The 18,772-nt window shown below is 61.8% G+C and carries 16 protein-coding genes; 11 read left to right on the top strand and 5 right to left on the bottom strand.

Annotated elements, in window-relative coordinates:
• Nucleotides 1-51: 51 nt before the first annotated feature.
• The 3 genes from IFT99_RS13415 to IFT99_RS13405 all read right to left on the bottom strand — a co-directional run bounded on the left by IFT99_RS13415 (nucleotide 52) and on the right by IFT99_RS13405 (nucleotide 2,957).
• On the bottom strand, nucleotides 52-903 hold the full coding sequence (locus IFT99_RS13415) for an ATPase (protein ID WP_192132782.1): 852 nt from the start codon (nucleotides 901-903) through the stop codon (nucleotides 52-54).
• Nucleotides 904-970: 67 nt separating this feature from the next.
• Nucleotides 971-1,969, bottom strand: coding sequence for an NAD-dependent epimerase/dehydratase family protein (locus IFT99_RS13410; RefSeq protein ID WP_192132780.1), 999 nt, complete (start codon nucleotides 1,967-1,969; stop codon nucleotides 971-973).
• A gap of 88 nt (nucleotides 1,970-2,057) precedes the next feature.
• Complete coding sequence (locus IFT99_RS13405; protein ID WP_192132778.1) at nucleotides 2,058-2,957, bottom strand: LysR family transcriptional regulator ArgP; 900 nt, start codon at nucleotides 2,955-2,957, stop codon at nucleotides 2,058-2,060.
• Nucleotides 2,958-3,063: 106 nt separating this feature from the next.
• Between IFT99_RS13405 and IFT99_RS13400 the strand changes: the two genes are divergently transcribed.
• The 11 genes from IFT99_RS13400 to IFT99_RS13350 all read left to right on the top strand — a co-directional run bounded on the left by IFT99_RS13400 (nucleotide 3,064) and on the right by IFT99_RS13350 (nucleotide 17,752).
• Complete coding sequence (locus IFT99_RS13400; protein ID WP_065992215.1) at nucleotides 3,064-3,462, top strand: ACT domain-containing protein; 399 nt, start codon at nucleotides 3,064-3,066, stop codon at nucleotides 3,460-3,462.
• A gap of 36 nt (nucleotides 3,463-3,498) precedes the next feature.
• Nucleotides 3,499-4,101, top strand: a complete 603-nt coding sequence (locus IFT99_RS13395) for a LysE/ArgO family amino acid transporter (protein WP_192132776.1) — start codon at nucleotides 3,499-3,501, stop codon at nucleotides 4,099-4,101.
• A gap of 202 nt (nucleotides 4,102-4,303) precedes the next feature.
• A complete protein-coding gene (locus tag IFT99_RS13390) occupies nucleotides 4,304-4,900 on the top strand; it encodes a superoxide dismutase (protein WP_065992213.1) in 597 nt (198 codons plus the stop codon).
• A 311-nt stretch (nucleotides 4,901-5,211) separates the two neighbouring features.
• Nucleotides 5,212-7,263 carry a putative bifunctional diguanylate cyclase/phosphodiesterase gene (locus IFT99_RS13385; RefSeq protein WP_065992207.1) on the top strand — a complete coding sequence of 684 codons (2,052 nt, stop codon included), beginning with the start codon at nucleotides 5,212-5,214 and terminating at the stop codon, nucleotides 7,261-7,263.
• Between the two features lie 215 nt (nucleotides 7,264-7,478).
• Nucleotides 7,479-8,834, top strand: coding sequence for an imelysin family protein (locus IFT99_RS13380; RefSeq protein ID WP_192132774.1), 1,356 nt, complete (start codon nucleotides 7,479-7,481; stop codon nucleotides 8,832-8,834).
• 269 nt (nucleotides 8,835-9,103) lie between these two features.
• Nucleotides 9,104-9,643: an AP2/ERF family transcription factor gene (locus IFT99_RS26570; RefSeq protein WP_065992198.1), complete on the top strand. Its 540-nt coding sequence runs from the start codon at nucleotides 9,104-9,106 to the stop codon at nucleotides 9,641-9,643.
• A 139-nt stretch (nucleotides 9,644-9,782) separates the two neighbouring features.
• A complete protein-coding gene (locus tag IFT99_RS13370) occupies nucleotides 9,783-11,210 on the top strand; it encodes a di-heme oxidoreductase family protein (protein WP_192132773.1) in 1,428 nt (475 codons plus the stop codon).
• Between the two features lie 27 nt (nucleotides 11,211-11,237).
• Nucleotides 11,238-12,302 carry an imelysin family protein gene (locus IFT99_RS13365; protein WP_192132772.1) on the top strand — a complete coding sequence of 355 codons (1,065 nt, stop codon included), beginning with the start codon at nucleotides 11,238-11,240 and terminating at the stop codon, nucleotides 12,300-12,302.
• Nucleotide 12,303: 1 nt separating this feature from the next.
• Nucleotides 12,304-13,401 (top strand): DUF1513 domain-containing protein, encoded by a 1,098-nt coding sequence (locus IFT99_RS13360; protein ID WP_192132771.1) that lies wholly within the window; start codon nucleotides 12,304-12,306, stop codon nucleotides 13,399-13,401.
• Nucleotides 13,402-13,496: 95 nt separating this feature from the next.
• Nucleotides 13,497-14,663, top strand: coding sequence for an efflux RND transporter periplasmic adaptor subunit (locus IFT99_RS13355; RefSeq protein WP_192132770.1), 1,167 nt, complete (start codon nucleotides 13,497-13,499; stop codon nucleotides 14,661-14,663).
• A 14-nt stretch (nucleotides 14,664-14,677) separates the two neighbouring features.
• On the top strand, nucleotides 14,678-17,752 hold the full coding sequence (locus IFT99_RS13350; protein WP_192132769.1) for a multidrug efflux RND transporter permease subunit: 3,075 nt from the start codon (nucleotides 14,678-14,680) through the stop codon (nucleotides 17,750-17,752).
• Nucleotides 17,753-17,827: 75 nt separating this feature from the next.
• Here the strand turns inward: IFT99_RS13350 and IFT99_RS13345 are convergent, their stop codons facing one another.
• Together IFT99_RS13345 and IFT99_RS13340 are read right to left on the bottom strand one after the other, a co-directional pair.
• Nucleotides 17,828-18,055 (bottom strand): hypothetical protein, encoded by a 228-nt coding sequence (locus tag IFT99_RS13345; RefSeq protein ID WP_065992187.1) that lies wholly within the window; start codon nucleotides 18,053-18,055, stop codon nucleotides 17,828-17,830.
• Complete coding sequence (locus tag IFT99_RS13340; protein WP_192132768.1) at nucleotides 18,052-18,771, bottom strand: lipopolysaccharide kinase InaA family protein; 720 nt, start codon at nucleotides 18,769-18,771, stop codon at nucleotides 18,052-18,054. The genes IFT99_RS13345 and IFT99_RS13340 overlap by 4 nt, the downstream gene beginning before the upstream one ends.
• Nucleotide 18,772 lies beyond the last annotated feature (1 nt).

Here is an 18,772-nt window from a genome sequence, read left to right as displayed (position 1 = left end):
GCGTCACCTCCCCCGACAACATCACAAATGGCGACGTCATCGGGGGCTGCTTCAAGGTCGAGCATTAATCTGTTGCGACAATGTCTGAATTTGACTCTGCAACGTGTTGATCGTCCGCGTCATCTGACCACGAAACGCATCAAACTCCGCCGTGCTGGCACCCGACGAAGCAGCTGCCGGACGATTCTCCAACTCACTCTTCACCACCACCATATCCTGCTCAAGCTGCTCGATCGCCTGACTGCCATTCGCCTTCTTCAGACTCGCCACGTCCGCGCTCAAGCCCTTCAACTGCGACTCCAGACGCTCCTGCTCAGACTGCGCCGACTTGCCATCCGGCATCGCCGCCTTCAACGCCGCCAGCTCCGTGGTCACGGCCTTCAACTGATCCTGCAACTGCTGATTGACCGCCTGCTGCTGCGCACTCTGCGTACTGATCTGCTCCAGCCGTTTGTCCAGCCCGCCCTGCAAACCTGCCACGCCCTGCTGCTGCTTGCTCTGATCAGCCAACTGATCCTGCAACTGCTTGATCTGCGCCTTCAGCGCCTCGCTGCTGCTCGCCATCGACTCGGTGGCCACCACCTTGCCGGAAATATCCTGCAAGCGCCCCGCCGCCTCCTCACTGATGCGCGCGAAGCTTTCCTGCGTCGCCACCAACTGCTGCTCCATCAAAGAGACCTGCTGAAAACTCCACCAGCCCAGGCCGCAAAACGCGATAAACAGCACACAGATCAACGCCCACAACGCACCGGTACCGGGCGCCTTCACCTTCACCACCGGCGTGTCACGGGAATACACCGTCGTGCGCTCGCGGGCGCCCGGTGGCGGCAGAAAGTCATCGTCATCGTCTTTGGCGCTGAGGCTCGGGACGTCATCGACGTCGTCATAGGGATCTTTGCGCATGGATTTACCTTTGAAAAAACCGCTGAATCTGAATGGCTCGCAGTATAACCACGGATGTTGAAGCCTTTTACAACGCGCCGCCGTGCTGGGCTTTCCACCAGCCGCAGAACTCGTCGAGGGCGGTCCACACGCTGACGTCGGGCTGGTAATCCAGATAATGCCTGGCGCGATTGATATCAAGCGTGAAATCCCGGCTCATCACCTGTATCCCGATGCGCGACAGCGTCGGTTCAGGTTGCCCGGGCCAGATCAGGCACGCCGCCTCGTTCATGGCCGCGGCGGTGTACGCCAGGCCGTAAGACCGATAACGCCTTACAGGCGGTAATTCCATCTGGCGCATCACGTAATTGACCACGTCCCAGAGCGGCACCGGCGCGCCATTACTGATGTTGTAGGCCTTGCCCAGCGCCGAACCCGCCGCCAGCAGACTGCTGAGCAGCGCTTCATTGAGGTTTTGAATGCTGGTGAAATCGACCTTGTTCAGTCCGTTGCCGATGATCGACAGACGATTCTTGCGCTGCATCTCCAGCAGTCGCGGGAAAATACTCGTGTCACCTGCGCCCGTCACAAAACGAGGACGCAGGGCGATCACTTCCAGACCGAACTCTTCAGCACCAAATACTTTTTGCTCGGCCAGGTATTTGGTCGCGGCGTAGTGATTGCCGAAGCGCTTGGGCACTTGCTCCTCACGGATATCGAGGTGCGATCGGCCATCGAAATAGATCGAGGGCGAGGACAGATGCACCAACCGCCGGACTCTCTGTTTCAGGCAGGCTTCAACGACGTTTTCGGTGACTTGAACGTTGCCCTGATGGAAGTCCTGGCGTCGTCCCCATGTGCCCACCGCACCCGCGCAATGGACCACGGCTTCGACGTCGTCACACAGCGCATGAACGAGTTCCGGATCGGAAAGATCGCCCTGGATGAACTCGGCCCCGCGCCGCACCAGATGCTCGACACCCTCCGCACGACGGCCGTTGACCCGGACGTTCAAGCCTTGCTCCAGCGCGAAACGCGCGAAGCGTCCGCCAATGAAGCCGCCTGCGCCGGTGACCAGAATTTTCATTGCCTGCTCCGTTTAATCATCTTTTGCCTGTGATCGCCGCGGCTGTTCTGCGACCGATCCTACAATCTGCTGCGTCGACTACTGACGTTCACTCAGGCTGCAACGGCACCAGCCATTGCCCCGCTTTTTTCGCCAGATGGTCCGTCAGCTCCGTCAGCAAGCGACCGCCATTGCGCCAATGATGCCAGTACAACGGTACATCAATGCAGTGATCGGCCAGCAACTCGACCAGTTGACCGCTCGCCAATTGCCCGCGGACCTGCAATTCCGGCACCAGTCCCCAGCCCATTCCGGCTTCGACCATGCGCATGAAGCCTTCGGACGAGGGACACAAATGATGCTCGAATCCGCCTTCGACGCCCAGCGAAGCGAGGTAGCGGTGCTGCAGGAAATCATCCGGGCCGAACACCAGCGCGGGCGATCGGGCGACCGCTTGCGGCGTCACGCCCTGCGGGAAATGCCGATCGATGAAGTCAGGGCTGGCCAGCGCCCGGTAGCGCATGGCGCCGAGCAACACACTTCGCGCCCCCGCCACCGGCCGTTCACTGCCGCACAGACACGCGGCCACGTCACCGGCGCGCATGCGTTTGAGCCCGACATCCTGATCCTCAACCACGAGATCAGTGAGCAATCGATGCTCGGCACAGAAGTCGCCGACCGCGAGGGCCCACCAAGTCGCCAGGCTGTCGGCGTTCAGTGCGATGCGCAGGCGCTCGGGCATGCCGCCTTCGTCCAGCGCGGGCACCACGCTTTGCAGATCCCGCTCCAGCAAGCGCACCTGCTGGACATGGTTGAGCAAGCGCCGGCCGATGTCTGTCGGCGTGGGCGGCGTCGCCCGGACCAGTACTGGCTGGCCGACCCGCGCCTCCAGCAGCTTGATGCGCTGGGACACCGCCGACTGCGAAAGGCCAAGCACCTGTGCAGCACGCTCGAATCCGGCTTGCTCGATCACCGCCGCCAGCGCGGAAAGCAACTTGTAGTCGAACATCATTTTCTCTAATGGGTGATGAGCTTTATTGGTTTTTCTTATACTCGCTCTCGCCTGACAATCGCCACCACTGACTGATGCCCACCTCAACAAACGGCGAATATCAATGACTGGCGAAACCTCCCTCAGCGCGTTGCTGCGCAGCATGGACCCCGAACTGAACGAAGGTGATTACGTGTTCTGCACCGTGGCTGACAGCAGCCACGTGCAAGGTGTCGAGGTGATCGGCAGCTTCAGGGAGCGTGAAGGCCTGACCGTCATACTTGAACGCAGCCAGGCGCAGCACCTGGGCCTGGCCAGCGATTACGTCATGGCCTGGATTACCCTGACCGTCCATTCCTCACTCGCGGCCGTCGGGCTGACCGCCGCGTTCGCCAGCGCACTGGGGCAGGCGGGCATCAGTTGCAACGTGGTCGCGGGCTTTTACCACGACCATCTTTTCGTGGGTAAGGACGACGCGCTGGAGGCCATGAGCACCTTGCGCGCACTGGCGACGAGCGCCTGATCCCGTCCATCCCTGAACTGATCGAGGCCCGACATCATGTGGCAAAGCTACCTCAATGGCCTGTTGGTTTCCCTCGGGCTGATCATGGCCATCGGCACCCAGAACGCTTACGTGCTGGCGCAAAGTCTGCGTCGCGAACACCACCTGTCCGTGGCCTTGCTGTGCATCGTGTGCGACGCCCTGTTGGTGGCCGCCGGCGTGTTCGGGCTGGCCAATGTGCTGGCCCACAACCCGACGCTTCTGGCGGTGGCGCGCTGGGGCGGAGTGGTGTTTCTGCTGTGGTACGGCGCCATGGCTTTGCGCCGCGCGTTGTCGCCGCAGAGCCTCGCCAACGGCGACACCCACGGCCAGCGCTCTCGCCGCGCGGTATTGCTGACCGCCCTGGCGGTGACCTTGCTGAACCCGCACGTTTATCTCGATACGGTCCTGCTGATCGGCTCCCTCGGCGCGCAGCAAGCAGTGCCCGGCGCTTATGTGGCCGGGGCAGCCAGCGCTTCGGTGTTGTGGTTTTCAACGCTGGCGATCGGCGCCGCCTGGCTGGCGCCCTGGCTCGCGCGCCCGGCCACCTGGCGCCTGCTGGACCTGATGGTCGCGGTGATGATGTTCAGCGTGGCGGTGCAATTGGTCAGGACGGCGTGAAAACCCAAGCCTGCCACTACGCTTTCGGCGCAATGCTCTGGAACCTCTATCCCACACTGTTGTTGCGTGGTTAAGGTCCGGGGCCGGTGCTATGATCCAGCCCCTGCGCTGCAAAGAGTACAAACTCGCCAGCGTAAGTTCTGTCTGGCCGCCCGTGATCGGCCTTGCGCAAACCGCAACTGACCTGATTAGGAGAATTACCATGGCTTTTGAATTGCCTCCGCTGCCGTACGCACATGATGCTCTGGCACCGCACATCTCCAAGGAAACTCTGGAATACCACCACGACAAGCACCACAACACCTACGTCGTGAACCTGAACAACCTGGTGCCAGGCACCGAGTTCGAAGGCAAGACTCTGGAAGAAATCGTCAAGACGTCCTCGGGCGGTATCTTCAACAACGCCGCTCAAGTCTGGAACCACACGTTCTACTGGAACTGCCTGGCGCCAAACGCCGGCGGCCAACCGACCGGCGCTCTGGCTGATGCAATCAACGCTGCGTTCGGTTCCTTCGACAAGTTCAAGGAAGAATTCAGCAAGACCTCCATCGGCACGTTCGGCTCCGGCTGGGGCTGGCTGGTGAAGAAAGCTGACGGTTCCCTGGCACTGGCCAGCACCATCGGCGCCGGCAACCCGATCACCAGCGGCGACACCCCGCTGCTGACCTGCGACGTCTGGGAGCACGCTTACTACATCGACTACCGTAACCTGCGTCCAAAGTACGTCGAGGCGTTCTGGAACCTGGTCAACTGGAAGTTCGTTGCCGAGCAGTTCGAAGGCAAAAGCTTCACCGCCTGATGAATGCTTGAATGCTCGAATAAAAAAAGCCCGGCACGTCCGGGTTTTTTTTTCGCCTTCTGTTTGTCGTTTATGTATTGTCTGGAAGCGATAGCCGACTAATATCAAATTTCGTGCTGATTCAAACGGCTGGGCTCAAGTTCTTCCCGCGGACGACCGACACAGTACGGTTAGCCTGAGTGGTCTGCCTGTTAAGTGTTTTCCCGATTGATGGGGTCAGGCGCAAGCCAGAGGCGTCTGATCCGAATGCCTGCATTGCCCGTGCGTGCACACAGTCAGGCCGCTATCAGCATGGATGAAGGAATGGCCATTTGAAGCTGGAACTCAAACACAGCTTGTCGGTGAAGCTGCTTCGCGTTGTGCTGCTTTCAGCGCTGATCGTGGGGGTCGTGCTCAGTTGCGCACAGATCGTCTACGACGCATACAAAACCCGCCAGGCCGTTGCTTCGGACGCAGCGCGTATCCTCGACATGTTTCGCGACCCGTCGACACAGGCCGTCTACAGCCTGGACCGGGAAATGGGCATGCAGGTCATCGAAGGGTTGTTTCAGGACGAAGCGGTGCGACTGGCGTCCATTGGTCATCCCAACGAGACGGTGCTCGCCGAGAAATCCCGCGCCCTCGAAGTCACCCCTACCCGCTGGCTCACCGATCTGATCCTTGGCCAGGAACGCAGCTTCACCACCCAACTGGTCGGCCGCAGCCCGTACAGCGAATACTACGGCGACCTGCGCATCACCCTGGACACCGCCACCTACGGCGAAACCTTCCTCACCAACTCAATGATCATCTTCATCTCCGGCGTGTTGCGCGCGCTGGCGTTGGGTCTGGTCCTGTACCTGGTGTACCACTGGCTGCTGACCAAACCGCTGTCGAGAATCATCGAGCACCTGACTACCATCAACCCCGACCGCCCCAGCGAACACCAACTGCCCCTGCTCAAAGGCCACGAAAAAAACGAGCTGGGGATCTGGGTCAACACCGCCAACCAACTGCTGGCGTCCATCGAGCGCAACACCACCCTGCGCCACGAGGCTGAATCCAGCCTGTTGCGGATGTCCCAATACGACTTCCTCACCGGGCTGCCCAACCGGCTGCAACTGCAGAAGCAACTGGACAAAATCCTCGTCGACGCCGGCAAGGTGCAGCATCGGGTCGCGGTGTTATGCGTCGGGCTGGATGACTTCAAAGGCATCAACGAACAATTCAGCTATCAGGCCGGCGACCAGTTGCTGCTGGCCCTCGCCGATCGATTGCGCGGCCACAGCGGACGTCTCGGCGCCCTCGCCCGCCTGGGCGGCGACCAGTTCGCGCTGGTCCAGGCCGATATCGAACAGCCTTATGAAGCCGCCGAGTTGGCGCAGAACATCCTCGACGATCTGGAGGCGCCCTTCGCTGTTGATCAGCAAGAGATTCGCTTGCGCGCCACCATCGGCATCACTCTTTTCCCCGAAGATGGCGACAGCACCGAGAAGCTGCTGCAGAAAGCCGAACAGACCATGACGCTGGCCAAGACCCGCTCGCGCAATCGCTACCAGTTTTATATCGCCAGCGTCGACAGCGAGATGCGCCGTCGTCGCGAGCTGGAGAAGGACCTGCGCGAAGCCATGGCCCGCGAGCAGTTTCATCTGGTCTATCAGCCGCAGATCAGCTACCGCGACCACAGTGTGGTCGGCGTCGAAGCACTGATCCGCTGGATTCACCCGGAACACGGCTTCGTGCCCCCTGACCTGTTCATCCCGTTGGCCGAGCAGAACGGCACCATTATCGCCATCGGCGAGTGGGTGCTGGATCAGGCCTGCAAACAGCTGCGCGAATGGCACGATCAGGGCTTCAGCGACCTGCGCATGGCGGTGAACCTGTCCACCGTGCAGCTGCACCACGCCGAATTACCGCGGGTGGTGAACAACCTGCTGCAGATCTACCGCTTGCCGCCCCGCAGTCTGGAGCTTGAAGTCACCGAAACCGGCCTGATGGAAGACATCACCACCGCCGCCCAGCACCTGTTGAGCCTGCGCCGCTCCGGGGCGTTGATCGCCATTGATGACTTCGGCACCGGTTATTCATCGCTGAGTTATCTGAAAAGCCTGCCGCTGGACAAGATCAAGATCGACAAGAGCTTCGTGCAGGATTTGCTCGACGACGATGACGACGCGACGATCGTGCGCGCCATCATCCAGCTTGGCAAAAGCCTGGGCATGCAGGTGATTGCCGAGGGTGTGGAGACCGCCGAGCAAGAGGCGTACATCATTTCCGAGGGTTGCCACGAAGGTCAGGGCTATTTTTACAGCAAGCCGCTGCCGGCGCGGGAACTGCTGGTTTACCTCAAGCAAGCCCAGCGCACTCACAGCGAGGCGCTGTAGCACGCCTGCCTTGCGACGAAGAGGCAGCCGTTGCGCGGATTCCCCCTCGCCATTGCGACGCGGCACCTTACCTCTCCCTTGAAACAGCTTGAAATATCTCCCTCAGACTGCCTGGGCAAATGGCCTTTACACCGAATGCAAATCTTTCGCATTATGGCGCAGCATTTTTTGGCGTTCGCCACCGTTTACACCTCTTCTCGATGCAGGATTCCGTCATGATTCGTATGCCCCTGGCAACCGCAAGTCTGCTGGCTGTCGCTATTGCTCTGGCCGGTTGTGATCAAGGCAAGGACAAACCCGCCGCTGCAGCGCCTGCCCCGGCACCTGCCGCAGCCGCCGCCCCAGCCACAGCGCCGACCCCCGCCGCTGCACCGACCCAGTCCAGCGAAGCCGCCACCAAAGCAGTGGTCGCCAACTACGCCAACATGGTATTTGCCGTCTTCAGCGACGCCGAATCCACTGCCAAAACCCTCAGCACGGCAGTCGACGCTTTCCTCGCCACCCCCAATGACCAGACCCTGAAAGCAGCGCGTGCAGCGTGGGTCGCGGCGCGGGTGCCGTACATGCAAAGCGAAGTGTTCCGCTTCGGCAACACCATCATCGACGACTGGGAAGGTCAGGTGAACGCATGGCCGCTGGACGAAGGCTTGATCGACTACGTCGCCAAGGATTACCAGCACGCACTGGGCAACCCGGGCGCGACTGCCAACATCATCGCCAACACGTCCGTGCAAGTGGGTGAGGACAAAGTCGACGTCAGCGAAATCACCCCTGAAAAACTCGCCAGCCTGAACGAGCTCGGCGGTTCGGAAGCCAACGTGGCGACCGGTTACCACGCCATCGAATTCCTGCTCTGGGGCCAGGACCTGCACGGCACCGGCCCGGGCGCCGGCGAGCGTCCGGCCAGCGACTACATCGAAGGTCAGGGCGGCACCGGCGGCCACAACGACCGCCGTCGCGCCTACCTGAAGGCCGTCACCGACCTGCTGGTGAGCGACCTCGAAGAAATGGTTAACAACTGGAAACCGGGCGTCGCCGACAACTACCGCGCCACGCTGGAAGCAGAATCCGCCGAGAGCGGACTGCGCAAAATGCTCTTCGGCATGGGCAGCCTGTCGCTGGGTGAACTGGCAGGCGAACGCATGAAAGTCGCGCTGGAGGCCAATTCCAGCGAGGACGAGCACGATTGCTTCAGTGACAACACCCACAACTCGCACTTCTACAACGGTCTGGGCATCCGCAACGTTTACCTGGGCGAGTACACCCGCGTCGACGGCAGCAAAGTGACTGGCCCAAGCCTGTCTTCGCTGGTGGCCAAGGCCGACGCTGCGACCGACCAGACCGTTCGTGCCGACCTCGACGCGACCCAGGCAAAGCTGCAGGTCATCGTCGACCACGCCAACAAGGGCGAGCATTTCGACCAGCTCATCGCGGCCGGCAATACAGCAGGCAACGAAGTGGTGCGCAACGCCATTGCTGCGTTGGTCAAACAGACCGGGGCCATGGAACAAGCGGCCGGCAAGCTGGGCATCACCGACCTGAACCCGGACAACGCCGACCACGAGTTCTGATCCCCATCACGTCCGCTTCAAACCCTGTGGGGGCCACGCCTTCCGGTGTGAAGCCGTTCCAGCTGCAAACAAATGCCGACCCGACCACGGGCCGGCATTTTTTTCGTCAATCGAAGCTCCAAACCTCACCAAAACCGGCCTTATCCGGGGACCGGTCTGTAAGCTTTGTAGGGCATTTCCTGTTCGCTCCTTGTCGGATTGAACACGCCTCCCCCGCCGCCGATCATGCGCACTTCCTTGACCCCACCCTATCCAGGAGGAGACAGAAAGTGCCCAAGAGAAACAATAAAAGGCGCCGCGTCAGTAAGCTCAAAGCCAACGATTACGGTATCCACCTGCTGGTCGGCGTCAAGGGCCCGCGTGCCTGGAAGGTGACGATCTACCGCGATGGCAGGACCTTCAACCGGCTCTTCTCATTCTCCCGCTACGGGGGCCGTGACCCGGCACGCCAAGCCGCCGACGCGTGCCGTGACCAATTGCTGCTGGCGCACCTGCCCAAGCTCAGCCGCGACATCCGTCAACGCATCATCGCCACCAACACCAGCGGCTATCCGGGGGTGCATTACCGCTGCTACACCGGCATTGCCTATTGGGTGGCGCGGACCACGCTGCGCAACGGCAGCAGTGTCACCAAGTCGTTCAGGGTCGAGCATTACGGCTACGAGCGGGCCAAGGAGCTGGCGATCCGCGAACGCGAGCGGCAGCTCGACGGCATTGGCGATTATCGGTCGTTCAAGGTGGTCGAGGGCGAACGGCGCCTGATGCAGCTGCTCGTGGAAAACCCGGCCCTGGAGATCGCCGGAGCGTGAGCTTTACCGTCCCGTTGCCTGCGGGTGATTTGGTAACAACACGTTACGAGAGGTCCTTCAAACGCTAATCCCTCTTATTCATAAAACACGGGGCTGGTAAGCTTGCTCGCCCCGATTTCCACCCCTTTGCAGGACCTGTATGACTGCGCGGTTACGTCCTTCGTTTCTTCTGCTGATGGCGCTGGCCGTCAGTGGGTGCGATGACGCCCCGCGTTTCACCGCAGCCGAGCCGGGCGAGTCGCGGTCCGGCGGCGCCACCACCGTGAACAAAAGCGACCGCAACGCGTTTTCCCTGCCCTCGGCCAACCTGTCGCCCGCCCGGCGGCTGGACTTCAGCGTCGGCAACAGTTTCTTCCGCAACCCTTGGGTGATCGCCCCCTCGACGACCACCGCCCGTGACGGTCTGGGTCCGCTGTTCAACACCAACGCCTGCCAGAACTGCCACATCAAGGACGGTCGCGGACACCCGCCCGAGCCCGGCGCCGACAACGCTGTCTCCATGCTGGTGCGCCTGTCGATTCCCGACGACCCGGCATTCGCCGAACACATCAGGCAGCTGGGCCTGACACCCGAGCCTGTATACGGCAAACAACTGCAGGACATGGCCATCCCCGGCGTGACGCCTGAAGGCAAGGTTCGGGTCGACTACGATTCGATGACCGTGCATTTTCGCGACGGCACCCCGGTGCATCTGCGCCGCCCTACCCTGCAGATCACCCAACCCGGTTACGGCCCGATGCACCCGCAGACGCGAGCTTCCGCGCGTATTGCGCCGCCGATGATCGGGCTGGGGCTTCTGGAAGCTATTCCTCAGGCCGCGATTCTGGCCAACGCCAACCCGGATGATGAACAGGGCACCGGCATCACCGGTAAACCCAACTGGGTCTGGGACGATGCGCAGCAGAAATCCGTCCTCGGGCGTTTCGGCTGGAAAGCCTCGCAGCCGAGCATCAAACAGCAGAATGCCCACGCACTGGCGGGTGACATGGGTCTAACGTCCACCTTGATGCCGGTCGACGACTGCACGCCGTCACAGACCGCGTGCCTTGCTGCGCCCAACGGCAATGGCCCGAACGGCGAGCCGGAGGTCAGCGACAACATCCTGCGGCTGATCACTTTCTACACCCGTAATCTGGGCGTTCCGGCCCGTCGAGACGTGGCCGACCCGCAGGTACTGGCGGGCAAGAATCTGTTTTTCAAAGCAGGTTGCCAGCAGTGCCATACGCCCCAATTCACTACCTCCGCCGATGCCGCCGAACCCGAACTGGCGAATCAGGTCATCCGCCCTTACACCGATCTGCTGCTGCATGACATGGGCGAAGGCCTGGCCGACAATCTCAGCGAATTTCAGGCCAGCGGCCAACAGTGGCGCACCCCGCCGTTGTGGGGCATCGGCCTGACGCAAGCCGTCAGCGGCCACACGCAGTTTCTGCACGACGGGCGCGCCCGCAACCTGATGGAGGCCGTGCTCTGGCACGGCGGCGAGGCGCTGCCGGCGCAACGTCAGGTGCTGGCCTTCGACGCGGAACAGCGCGCGGCGCTGCTGGCGTTCTTGAATTCTCTCTAACGTATTTCTGAAGATAAGGAGTCGGGCATGTTCCGCCCCAAGTTGTTGCTCACCAGCCTTGCCGCACTGGCACTGGGCGCGTGCGCGCCGTCGGACCCGCAAGCCGTGACGTCTGCCGCCATTGCCAGTCAGGTCATCCTGCCGACCTACAGCCGTTGGGTCGATGCCGACCGGCAACTGGCGATCAGTGCCCTGTCCTACTGTCAGGGCAAATCCGACCTGGACACCGCCCGCGCCGATTTCCTCTACGCACAAAAAGCCTGGGCCGAGCTGCAACCGCTGCTGATCGGACCGCTGGCCGAAGGCAATCGCGCCTGGCAGATTCAGTTCTGGCCGGACAAAAAGAACCTCGTTGGTCGTCAGGTGGAGCAACTGGTCACCGCACAGCCGCAGATCAGCGCCGATGCCCTGGGCAAATCCAGTGTGGTGGTTCAGGGCCTGTCGGCCTATGAATACATCCTCTTCGACGCCGACATCGACATGGCCAATGCCGAGCAGAAAGCCCGCTACTGCCCACTGCTGGTGGCCATCGGCGAGCGTCAGAAAGCGTTGGCCGAAGATATCCTCAGCAGTTGGAACAGCAACGACGGCATGCTCGCTCAGTTGAGCAAGTTTCCCAACCAGCGTTACGCCGATTCCCACGAAGCCATTGCCGAGTTGCTGCGCGTGCAAGTGACTGCGCTGGACTCGCTGAAGAAAAAGCTCGGCACCCCGCTGGGCCGTGGCACCAAAGGCGTACCGCAACCGTTTCAGGCCGAAGCCTGGCGCAGCAAAGCCTCGCTCAGCAGCTTGCAGGCGAGTCTGGCCAGTGCGCAGACCGTCTGGGCCGGCGTCGACAACAAGGGATTGCGCGGGCTATTGCCGAAGGAGCAAAAGCCGTTGGCCGACAAGATTGACGCCGCCTACGCTGAGAGCAATCGACAGCTGGCCGCGCTGAAACCGCCACTCGGGGATCTGTTGGCCAGCGAAGAAGGCCGCCAGCAGCTCAACGCTTTCTACGACAGCCTCAACGTGGTCCATCGCCTGCACGAAGGCGAACTGGCCAAAGCGCTGGGCATTCAACTGGGCTTCAACGCCAATGATGGTGACTGATATGTTGCGACGTCAGGCTCTGGGTCTGGGCAGCCTGCTGCTCAGCGCCGTTACATTCGGCGGCTGGACGCTGTTCGCGAAAAAAGGCGAAAGCCCGCTGCTGTTGTCCGCGCGGGACGACGGCAACGGCCAGCACTTTGCGGTGGGTTATCGCGTCGACGGCACGCAAGTCTTCGCCACCGCCGTCGCCCAGCGCTGTCACGACATCATCAATCATCCGAGCTTGCCGATCGCGCTGTTCGTCGCGCGCCGGCCGGGGACCGAGAGTTACCTGATCGACCTGCGCGACGGTCGTCTGCTGCAAACCATCACCTCGCAACCCCACCGCCACTTCTACGGCCACGCGGTCATCCACAAGGACGGCGAATGGCTGTACGCCACCGAAAACGACACGACGGAACCGGGCCGCGGATTGTTGGGCGTTTATCGATTCGTGGATGAGCGGCTGCAGCGCACCGGGGAGATTCCCACCCACGGCGTAGGCCCCCACCAAGTGTCATGGATGCCGGATGGCGAAACCCTCGCAGTCGCCAACGGCGGCATTCGCACCGAGGCCGAAAGCCGCGTCGAGATGAACCTCAATGCCATGGAACCCAGTCTGGTGCTGATGCAGCGCGACGGTACGCTGCTGAGCAAAGAGACACTGGCGCAGCAGATGAACAGCGTCCGGCACATGGCGATTGCCAGCGACGGCACCATCGTGGCGGGGCAGCAGTTCATGGGGCCTTCCCACGAATCCGCCGAGCTGCTCGCCATCAAGCGGCCGGGCCAACCGTTTCAGGCTTTTCCGGTGGCCGAGCAACAGCTACAGGCCATGGCGCACTACACCGCCAGCGTTGCCATTCACAACGAACTGCGGCTGGTGGCGCTGACCGCGCCGAGGGGCAACCGCTTCTTCATCTGGGACCTGGACAGCGGCGCGCTGAAGCTCGACGCACCACTGCCCGACTGCGCCGGGGTGGGTGCGGTGGCGGACGGCTTCGTCGTAACCTCGGGCCAGGGCCGCTGCCGTTTCTATGACTGCCGCGAGACGGTGCTGGTCGCCAAGCCGCTGGAGCTGCCGGCGGGGTTGTGGGACAACCATCTGCACTTGGTTTGATCGGGAACGGAAGTCCTGCTCACTGCCACTGGCAACTAAACCCCGACACGACTAACGTGCTCGCCTGATTCGTCGGTTTTCCAAGGAAGTGGAATATGTTGCGTCGCCGCATGTTGATCATGTTGGGCATTGTCCTGATCGTGGTGCTGGCCTTGGGCGGGTACAAGGCGTTTTCGGTTTATCAGCAGATCCAGCAATTCACGGCGCCGAAGCCGCCGATCAACGTCGCGGTAGCGGTTGTTGCCGAGCGCCCGTGGCAGAATCGTCTGCCGGCCATCGGCACGCTCAAGGCCTTCCAGGGCGTGGACCTGTCGCTGGAAATCGCGGGCACGGTAAAGGCCGTGCAGTTCGAATCCGGCCAGAAGGTCAAGGTCGGTCAGCCGCTCCTGCAACTCGACAGCGATGTGGAAAAGGCACTGCTCGGCACTGCCGAAGCGGACCTCGGTCTGGCACAGGTGGAGTACGGCCGCGGCAGTAAACTGGTGGGCGAATCCGCCATTTCCCGTGGCGACTTCGACAAGCTTGCGGCCACCCAGAAAAAGGCCGCCGCCACCGTCGCACAACTGAACGCTTCCCTGGCGAAGAAGCGCATCCTCGCACCCTTCAGCGGCACCATCGGCATTCGTCAGGTTGACGTGGGCGACTACCTGGCCAGCGGCACGGTGATCGCCACCCTTCAAGACCTGACCAGCCTGTACGCGGACTTTTTCGTGCCGGAGCAGATGCTCCCGAAGCTGGCCCTTGGCCAAGAAGTACAGGTGAGCGTCGCGGCCTACCCCGAACGCGTCTTCACTGCGCGCATCAGCGCCATTAACCCCAAGGTCGAAGACACCACCCGCAATGTGCTGATTCGCGCCACGCTGCCCAACCCCGACAGCCAACTATTGCCTGGCATGTTCACCAGCCTGCAAGTGCTGCTCGGGCAGGACACGCCGCAACTGGTACTGCCGGAAAGCACGATCACCTACACGCTGTACGGCAACTCGGTCTACGTCGTCGTGCCGAAAAAGACCGCCGACGGCCAGCCGGAAAACAACAGCAAGGGCGAGCCTCAGCTCATGGTCGAGCGGCGCTTTGTCGAAACCGGCGAGCGTCGGGCCGGGCTGGTGATTATCAGCAAAGGATTGAAAGCCGGAGAGCACGTGGTCACCGGCGGTCAGCTCAAACTGGATAACGGCGCTGCCGTCGCCATCGTGGCCGACCCGGCAACACCGTCTGACGCCACCCCGGCGGCGCAGAACAGCCAGCCCAAAGCTGACTGATCAAGGAATCGATCATGGCCTTTACAGACCCGTTCATCCGTCGCCCGGTGCTCGCCAGCGTGATCAGCCTGTTGATCGTGCTGCTGGGTTTTCAGGCGTTCAGCAAGCTGACCATCCGCCAGTACCCGCAGATGGAGAACGCGCTGATCACCGTGACCACGGCCTACCCCGGCGCCAACGCCGAAACCATTCAGGGCTATATCACTCAGCCGCTGCAGCAGAGTCTGGCGAGCGCCGAAGGCATCGACTACATGACCTCGGTCAGCCGGCAGAACTTCTCCGTCATTTCCATCTATGCACGCATCGGCTCCAACAGCGACCGCCTCTACACCGAGCTGCTGGCCAAGGCCAACGAGGTCAAGAACAAGCTGCCCCAAGACGCAGAGGACCCGGTGCTGAGCAAGGAAGCCGCTGACGCCTCGGCGCTGATGTACATCAGCTTTTACAGCGCCGAACTGAGCAATCCGCAGATCACCGATTACCTGTCCCGGGTCATCCAGCCGAAGCTGGCGACGCTGCCGGGCATGGCCGAAGCCGAGATTCTGGGCAATCAGGTCTTCGCCATGCGCCTGTGGCTCGACCCGGTGAAGCTCGCCGGTTTCGGCCTCACCGCCAGCGACGTCACCGAGGCGGTGCGCAAGTACAACTTCCTGTCCGCTGCGGGCGAGGTGAAGGGCGAGTACGTGGTCACCAGCGTCAACGCCAGCACCGACCTGAAATCCCCCGAGACCTTTGCGGCCATCCCGCTCAAGACCGTGGGCGACAGCCGCGTGCTGCTGGGTGATGTGGCGCGGGTGGAGATGGGCGCGGAAAACTACGACACGGTCAGCTCGTTCGACGGCACACCGTCGGTGTACATCGGCATCAAGGGCACGCCCAGCTCGAACCCGCTGGATGTGATCAAGGAAGTGCGGCGCATCCTCCCGGAGCTGGAAGCCCAGTTACCGCCGAGCCTCAAAGCGTCCATCGCCTACGACGCGACGCTGTTCATTCAAGCCTCGATTCATGAAGTCGTGAAGACCCTGATCGAAGCGGTACTCATCGTCATCGTCGTGGTGTTCCTGTTTTTAGGCGCCCTGCGTTCAGTGCTGATCCCGGTGATCACCATCCCGCTGTCGATGATCGGTGTGCTGTTCTTCATGCAGTTGATGGGCTATTCGATCAATTTGCTGACGCTGTTGGCGATGGTGCTGGCCATCGGGCTGGTGGTGGACGACGCCATCGTGGTGGTGGAGAACATTCACCGGCACATCGAGGAAGGCAAGACGCCGTTCGATGCAGCCATCGAGGGCGCTCGCGAGATCGCCATGCCGGTGGTGTCGATGACGATCACCCTGGCGGCGGTGTATGCGCCCATCGGTTTTCTGGAGGGACTGACCGGTGCGCTGTTCAAGGAATTCGCGCTGACGCTGGCCGGCGCAGTAGTGATCTCCGGGATCGTCGCGCTGACCCTGTCACCGATGATGTGCGCCGTGCTCCTGCGCCGGGAAGAGAATCCCGGCGGCCTGGCGCACAAGCTCGATCACGCCTTCGAGAGCCTGAAAGGCCGTTACCAGCGCGTCCTCCATGGCACGCTGAATACGCGTCCGGTGGTGATCGTGTTTGCGGTGCTGGTGCTGTGCCTGATTCCGGTGTTTCTCAAGCTCAGCCAATCGCAACTGGCGCCGGACGAGGACCAGGGCATCATCTTCATGATGGCGACGGCACCGCAGCCGACCAACCTCGATTACATGAACACCTACACCGATCAGTTCATCAGCATTTTCAAAGCGTTCCCGGAGTACTACTCCTCGTTCCAGATCAACGGTTTCAATGGCGTGCAGACCGGCGTCGGCGGGTTCCTGCTCAAGCCGTGGGATGAGCGCAGCCGCACGCAAATGGAGCTGCTGCCAGAAGTGCAGGCCAAGCTCAACGGCATCACCGGGCTGCAGGTTTTCGGCTTCAACCTGCCGTCGTTGCCCGGCACCGGTGAAGGGTTGCCGTTTCAATTCGTGATCAATACACCGGGCGACTATGCCGCGCTGCTGGAGGTGACGGATCGCATCAAGAAACGCGCCGCCGATTCGGGCAAATTCGCGTTTCTGGACGTTGACCTGGCGTTCGACAAGCCGGAAGTGGTGGTCGACATCGACCGCGCCAAGGCCGCCCAGATGGGCGTGTCGATGCAGGACCTGGGCGGCAGTCTGGCGACGCTGCTCGGCGAGGCGGAAATCAACCGTTTCACCATCGACGGGCGCAGCTACAAGGTCATCGCCCAGGTCGAGCGCGCCTACCGCGACAACCCGGCGTGGCTCTCGAATTACTACGTCAAGAACGCCGACGGCAAGATGCTGCCGTTGTCGACGCTGATTACCGTCAGCGACCGGGCAAGGCCCCGACAGCTCAATCAGTTCCAGCAGCTCAACTCGGCGATCATCTCCGGCTTCCCCCTGGTGAGTCAGGCGGAGGCGATTGAGTTGGTGAGACAGATCGCGATCGAAGAATCGCCACCGGGTTTTTCCTACGACTACGCTGGCGCCTCCCGTCAGTACGTGCAGGAAGGCAATGCGCTGTGGGTGACGTTCGGCCTGGCCCTGGCGATCATCTTTCTGGTGCTCGCCGCGCAGTTCGAGAGCTTCCGCGATCCGCTGGTGATTCTGGTGACGGTGCCGCTGTCGATCTGCGGCGCATTGATCCCGCTGTTCCTCGGCATCTCGTCGCTGAACATCTACACCCAGGTGGGTCTGGTGACGTTGATCGGGCTGATCAGCAAGCACGGCATTCTGATCGTCGAATTCGCCAACCAGCTACGCCGGGACAAAGGCTTGACCGCCCGCGAAGCGGTGGAGGAAGCGGCGGCGATACGCTTGCGTCCCGTCTTGATGACCACCGCAGCGATGGTGTTCGGCATGGTGCCGCTGATTCTCGCGACGGGTGCGGGCGCGGTCAGCCGGTTCGATATCGGGCTGGTGATTGCCACGGGCATGTCGGTGGGGACGTTGTTCACGCTGTTTGTGCTGCCGTGCGTGTATACGCTGCTGGCGCGGCGGGATGATGCGCAGCCCGACGGCAATAGCCATGGGGTTGCCGACACGACTGCTGGTCGCTGACTCAAAAACCTCGCCACACGCCCACAAAAAAGGCCCCGATCTTCGGGGCCTTTTGGTCAGCGCAACGGAAAGGAATCAGCCTTGCGGTCCGCTCCCTTGGGCCAGGCCGAACATCAACAGCAGCAGATCGTGATCGGGCCGGGCCGTGTCAGACACCTTGGCCACCCGAGGCAGCGGGCAATGGCCTTCGCCATGCACTGCACTCAGAATCTTCGGCCCGGGCTGATCCCAGGCAGCCAGCGCGATGGAAGTCACCCCCAACGCCCCGACCAAAAACAAACCTCGCGCCATTTCTAACTTCATCGCTGTAAACCTTTGATGGGCCTGCCAAACGCGGTCTCGTAAAAGTAGACCAGCTTTGTCCAGTCCGCCGCCTGAAACGACGAATGGCGGCGCAGTTGTTTCATGTCGTGCTGTGCGGCAGCGTAGGACGTCAGGCGCTGTCGGCATTTCTCCAGATCGAGCAACGCCACTTCAGCCTTGGCATTGGCGCCCTCGCCCACGACACGAACGAAAACGTGCTTGATGTAAATGCAGCTGTGCTGCCAGCGCCCCTTGTGCATACGGGCCAGGTTGCTGGCGATTTCCTGAAGCATCTGTTCGTAGACAGCTTCGCCATATTGCTCACGACCGCCGGCGCGCAGCCAGTTTTCGAATTCGTCAAAACCGTCCAGCGAGGCGGTGACGAGCAGCGCGCGCCACTCGTTGTTCTCATCGCGCTCTGCGCCGCAGAACACCATGCGCGGCACGTTGACGTCGAGCTGACGAAGGCCCTCGAGGGCATCGCGTTCGCGCAACACCGTCGGACGGCCAAAAGGGTGCAACCAACTGCGGTAGATATGGCCTGTCTGGCGCTTCACATACAGCAGCCGACCGTTTTCCGAGACGACGCGCTGCACGCCACTTTCACCGCCGCGGCGCACATTGGGTTCTTCGACCCACTCGCCCCGCGTGTTCCAGAAATAGGCGAAGCGGTCCTTGGCAGGAACGGCTAACTCTGTTGCGAAATCCACGGCCATC

It is taken from the genome of Pseudomonas sp. CFBP 8772 (assembly GCF_014841665.1).
Taxonomy (GTDB): domain Bacteria; phylum Pseudomonadota; class Gammaproteobacteria; order Pseudomonadales; family Pseudomonadaceae; genus Aquipseudomonas; species Aquipseudomonas graminis_B.
Note: the sequence above shows the minus strand (reverse complement) of the source record. Positions and strands in the feature narration are given on the sequence as shown.

Bases quoted from the DNA above. Each gene is read 5' to 3' on its own strand.
- IFT99_RS13415 (WP_192132782.1), bottom strand. From the start codon at position 903: ATGCGCAAAGATCCCTATGACGACGTCGATGACGTCCCGAGCCTCAGC.
- IFT99_RS13410 (WP_192132780.1), bottom strand. From the start codon at position 1,969: ATGAAAATTCTGGTCACCGGCGCAGGCGGCTTCATTGGCGGACGCTTC.
- IFT99_RS13405 (WP_192132778.1), bottom strand. From the start codon at position 2,957: ATGTTCGACTACAAGTTGCTTTCCGCGCTGGCGGCGGTGATCGAGCAA.
- IFT99_RS13400 (WP_065992215.1), top strand. From the start codon at position 3,064: ATGACTGGCGAAACCTCCCTCAGCGCGTTGCTGCGCAGCATGGACCCC.
- IFT99_RS13395 (WP_192132776.1), top strand. From the start codon at position 3,499: ATGTGGCAAAGCTACCTCAATGGCCTGTTGGTTTCCCTCGGGCTGATC.
- IFT99_RS13390 (WP_065992213.1), top strand. From the start codon at position 4,304: ATGGCTTTTGAATTGCCTCCGCTGCCGTACGCACATGATGCTCTGGCA.
- IFT99_RS13380 (WP_192132774.1), top strand. From the start codon at position 7,479: ATGATTCGTATGCCCCTGGCAACCGCAAGTCTGCTGGCTGTCGCTATT.
- IFT99_RS13370 (WP_192132773.1), top strand. From the start codon at position 9,783: ATGACTGCGCGGTTACGTCCTTCGTTTCTTCTGCTGATGGCGCTGGCC.
- IFT99_RS13365 (WP_192132772.1), top strand. From the start codon at position 11,238: ATGTTCCGCCCCAAGTTGTTGCTCACCAGCCTTGCCGCACTGGCACTG.
- IFT99_RS13360 (WP_192132771.1), top strand. From the start codon at position 12,304: ATGTTGCGACGTCAGGCTCTGGGTCTGGGCAGCCTGCTGCTCAGCGCC.
- IFT99_RS13355 (WP_192132770.1), top strand. From the start codon at position 13,497: ATGTTGCGTCGCCGCATGTTGATCATGTTGGGCATTGTCCTGATCGTG.
- IFT99_RS13350 (WP_192132769.1), top strand. From the start codon at position 14,678: ATGGCCTTTACAGACCCGTTCATCCGTCGCCCGGTGCTCGCCAGCGTG.
- IFT99_RS13345 (WP_065992187.1), bottom strand. From the start codon at position 18,055: ATGAAGTTAGAAATGGCGCGAGGTTTGTTTTTGGTCGGGGCGTTGGGG.
- IFT99_RS13340 (WP_192132768.1), bottom strand. From the start codon at position 18,771: ATGGCCGTGGATTTCGCAACAGAGTTAGCCGTTCCTGCCAAGGACCGC.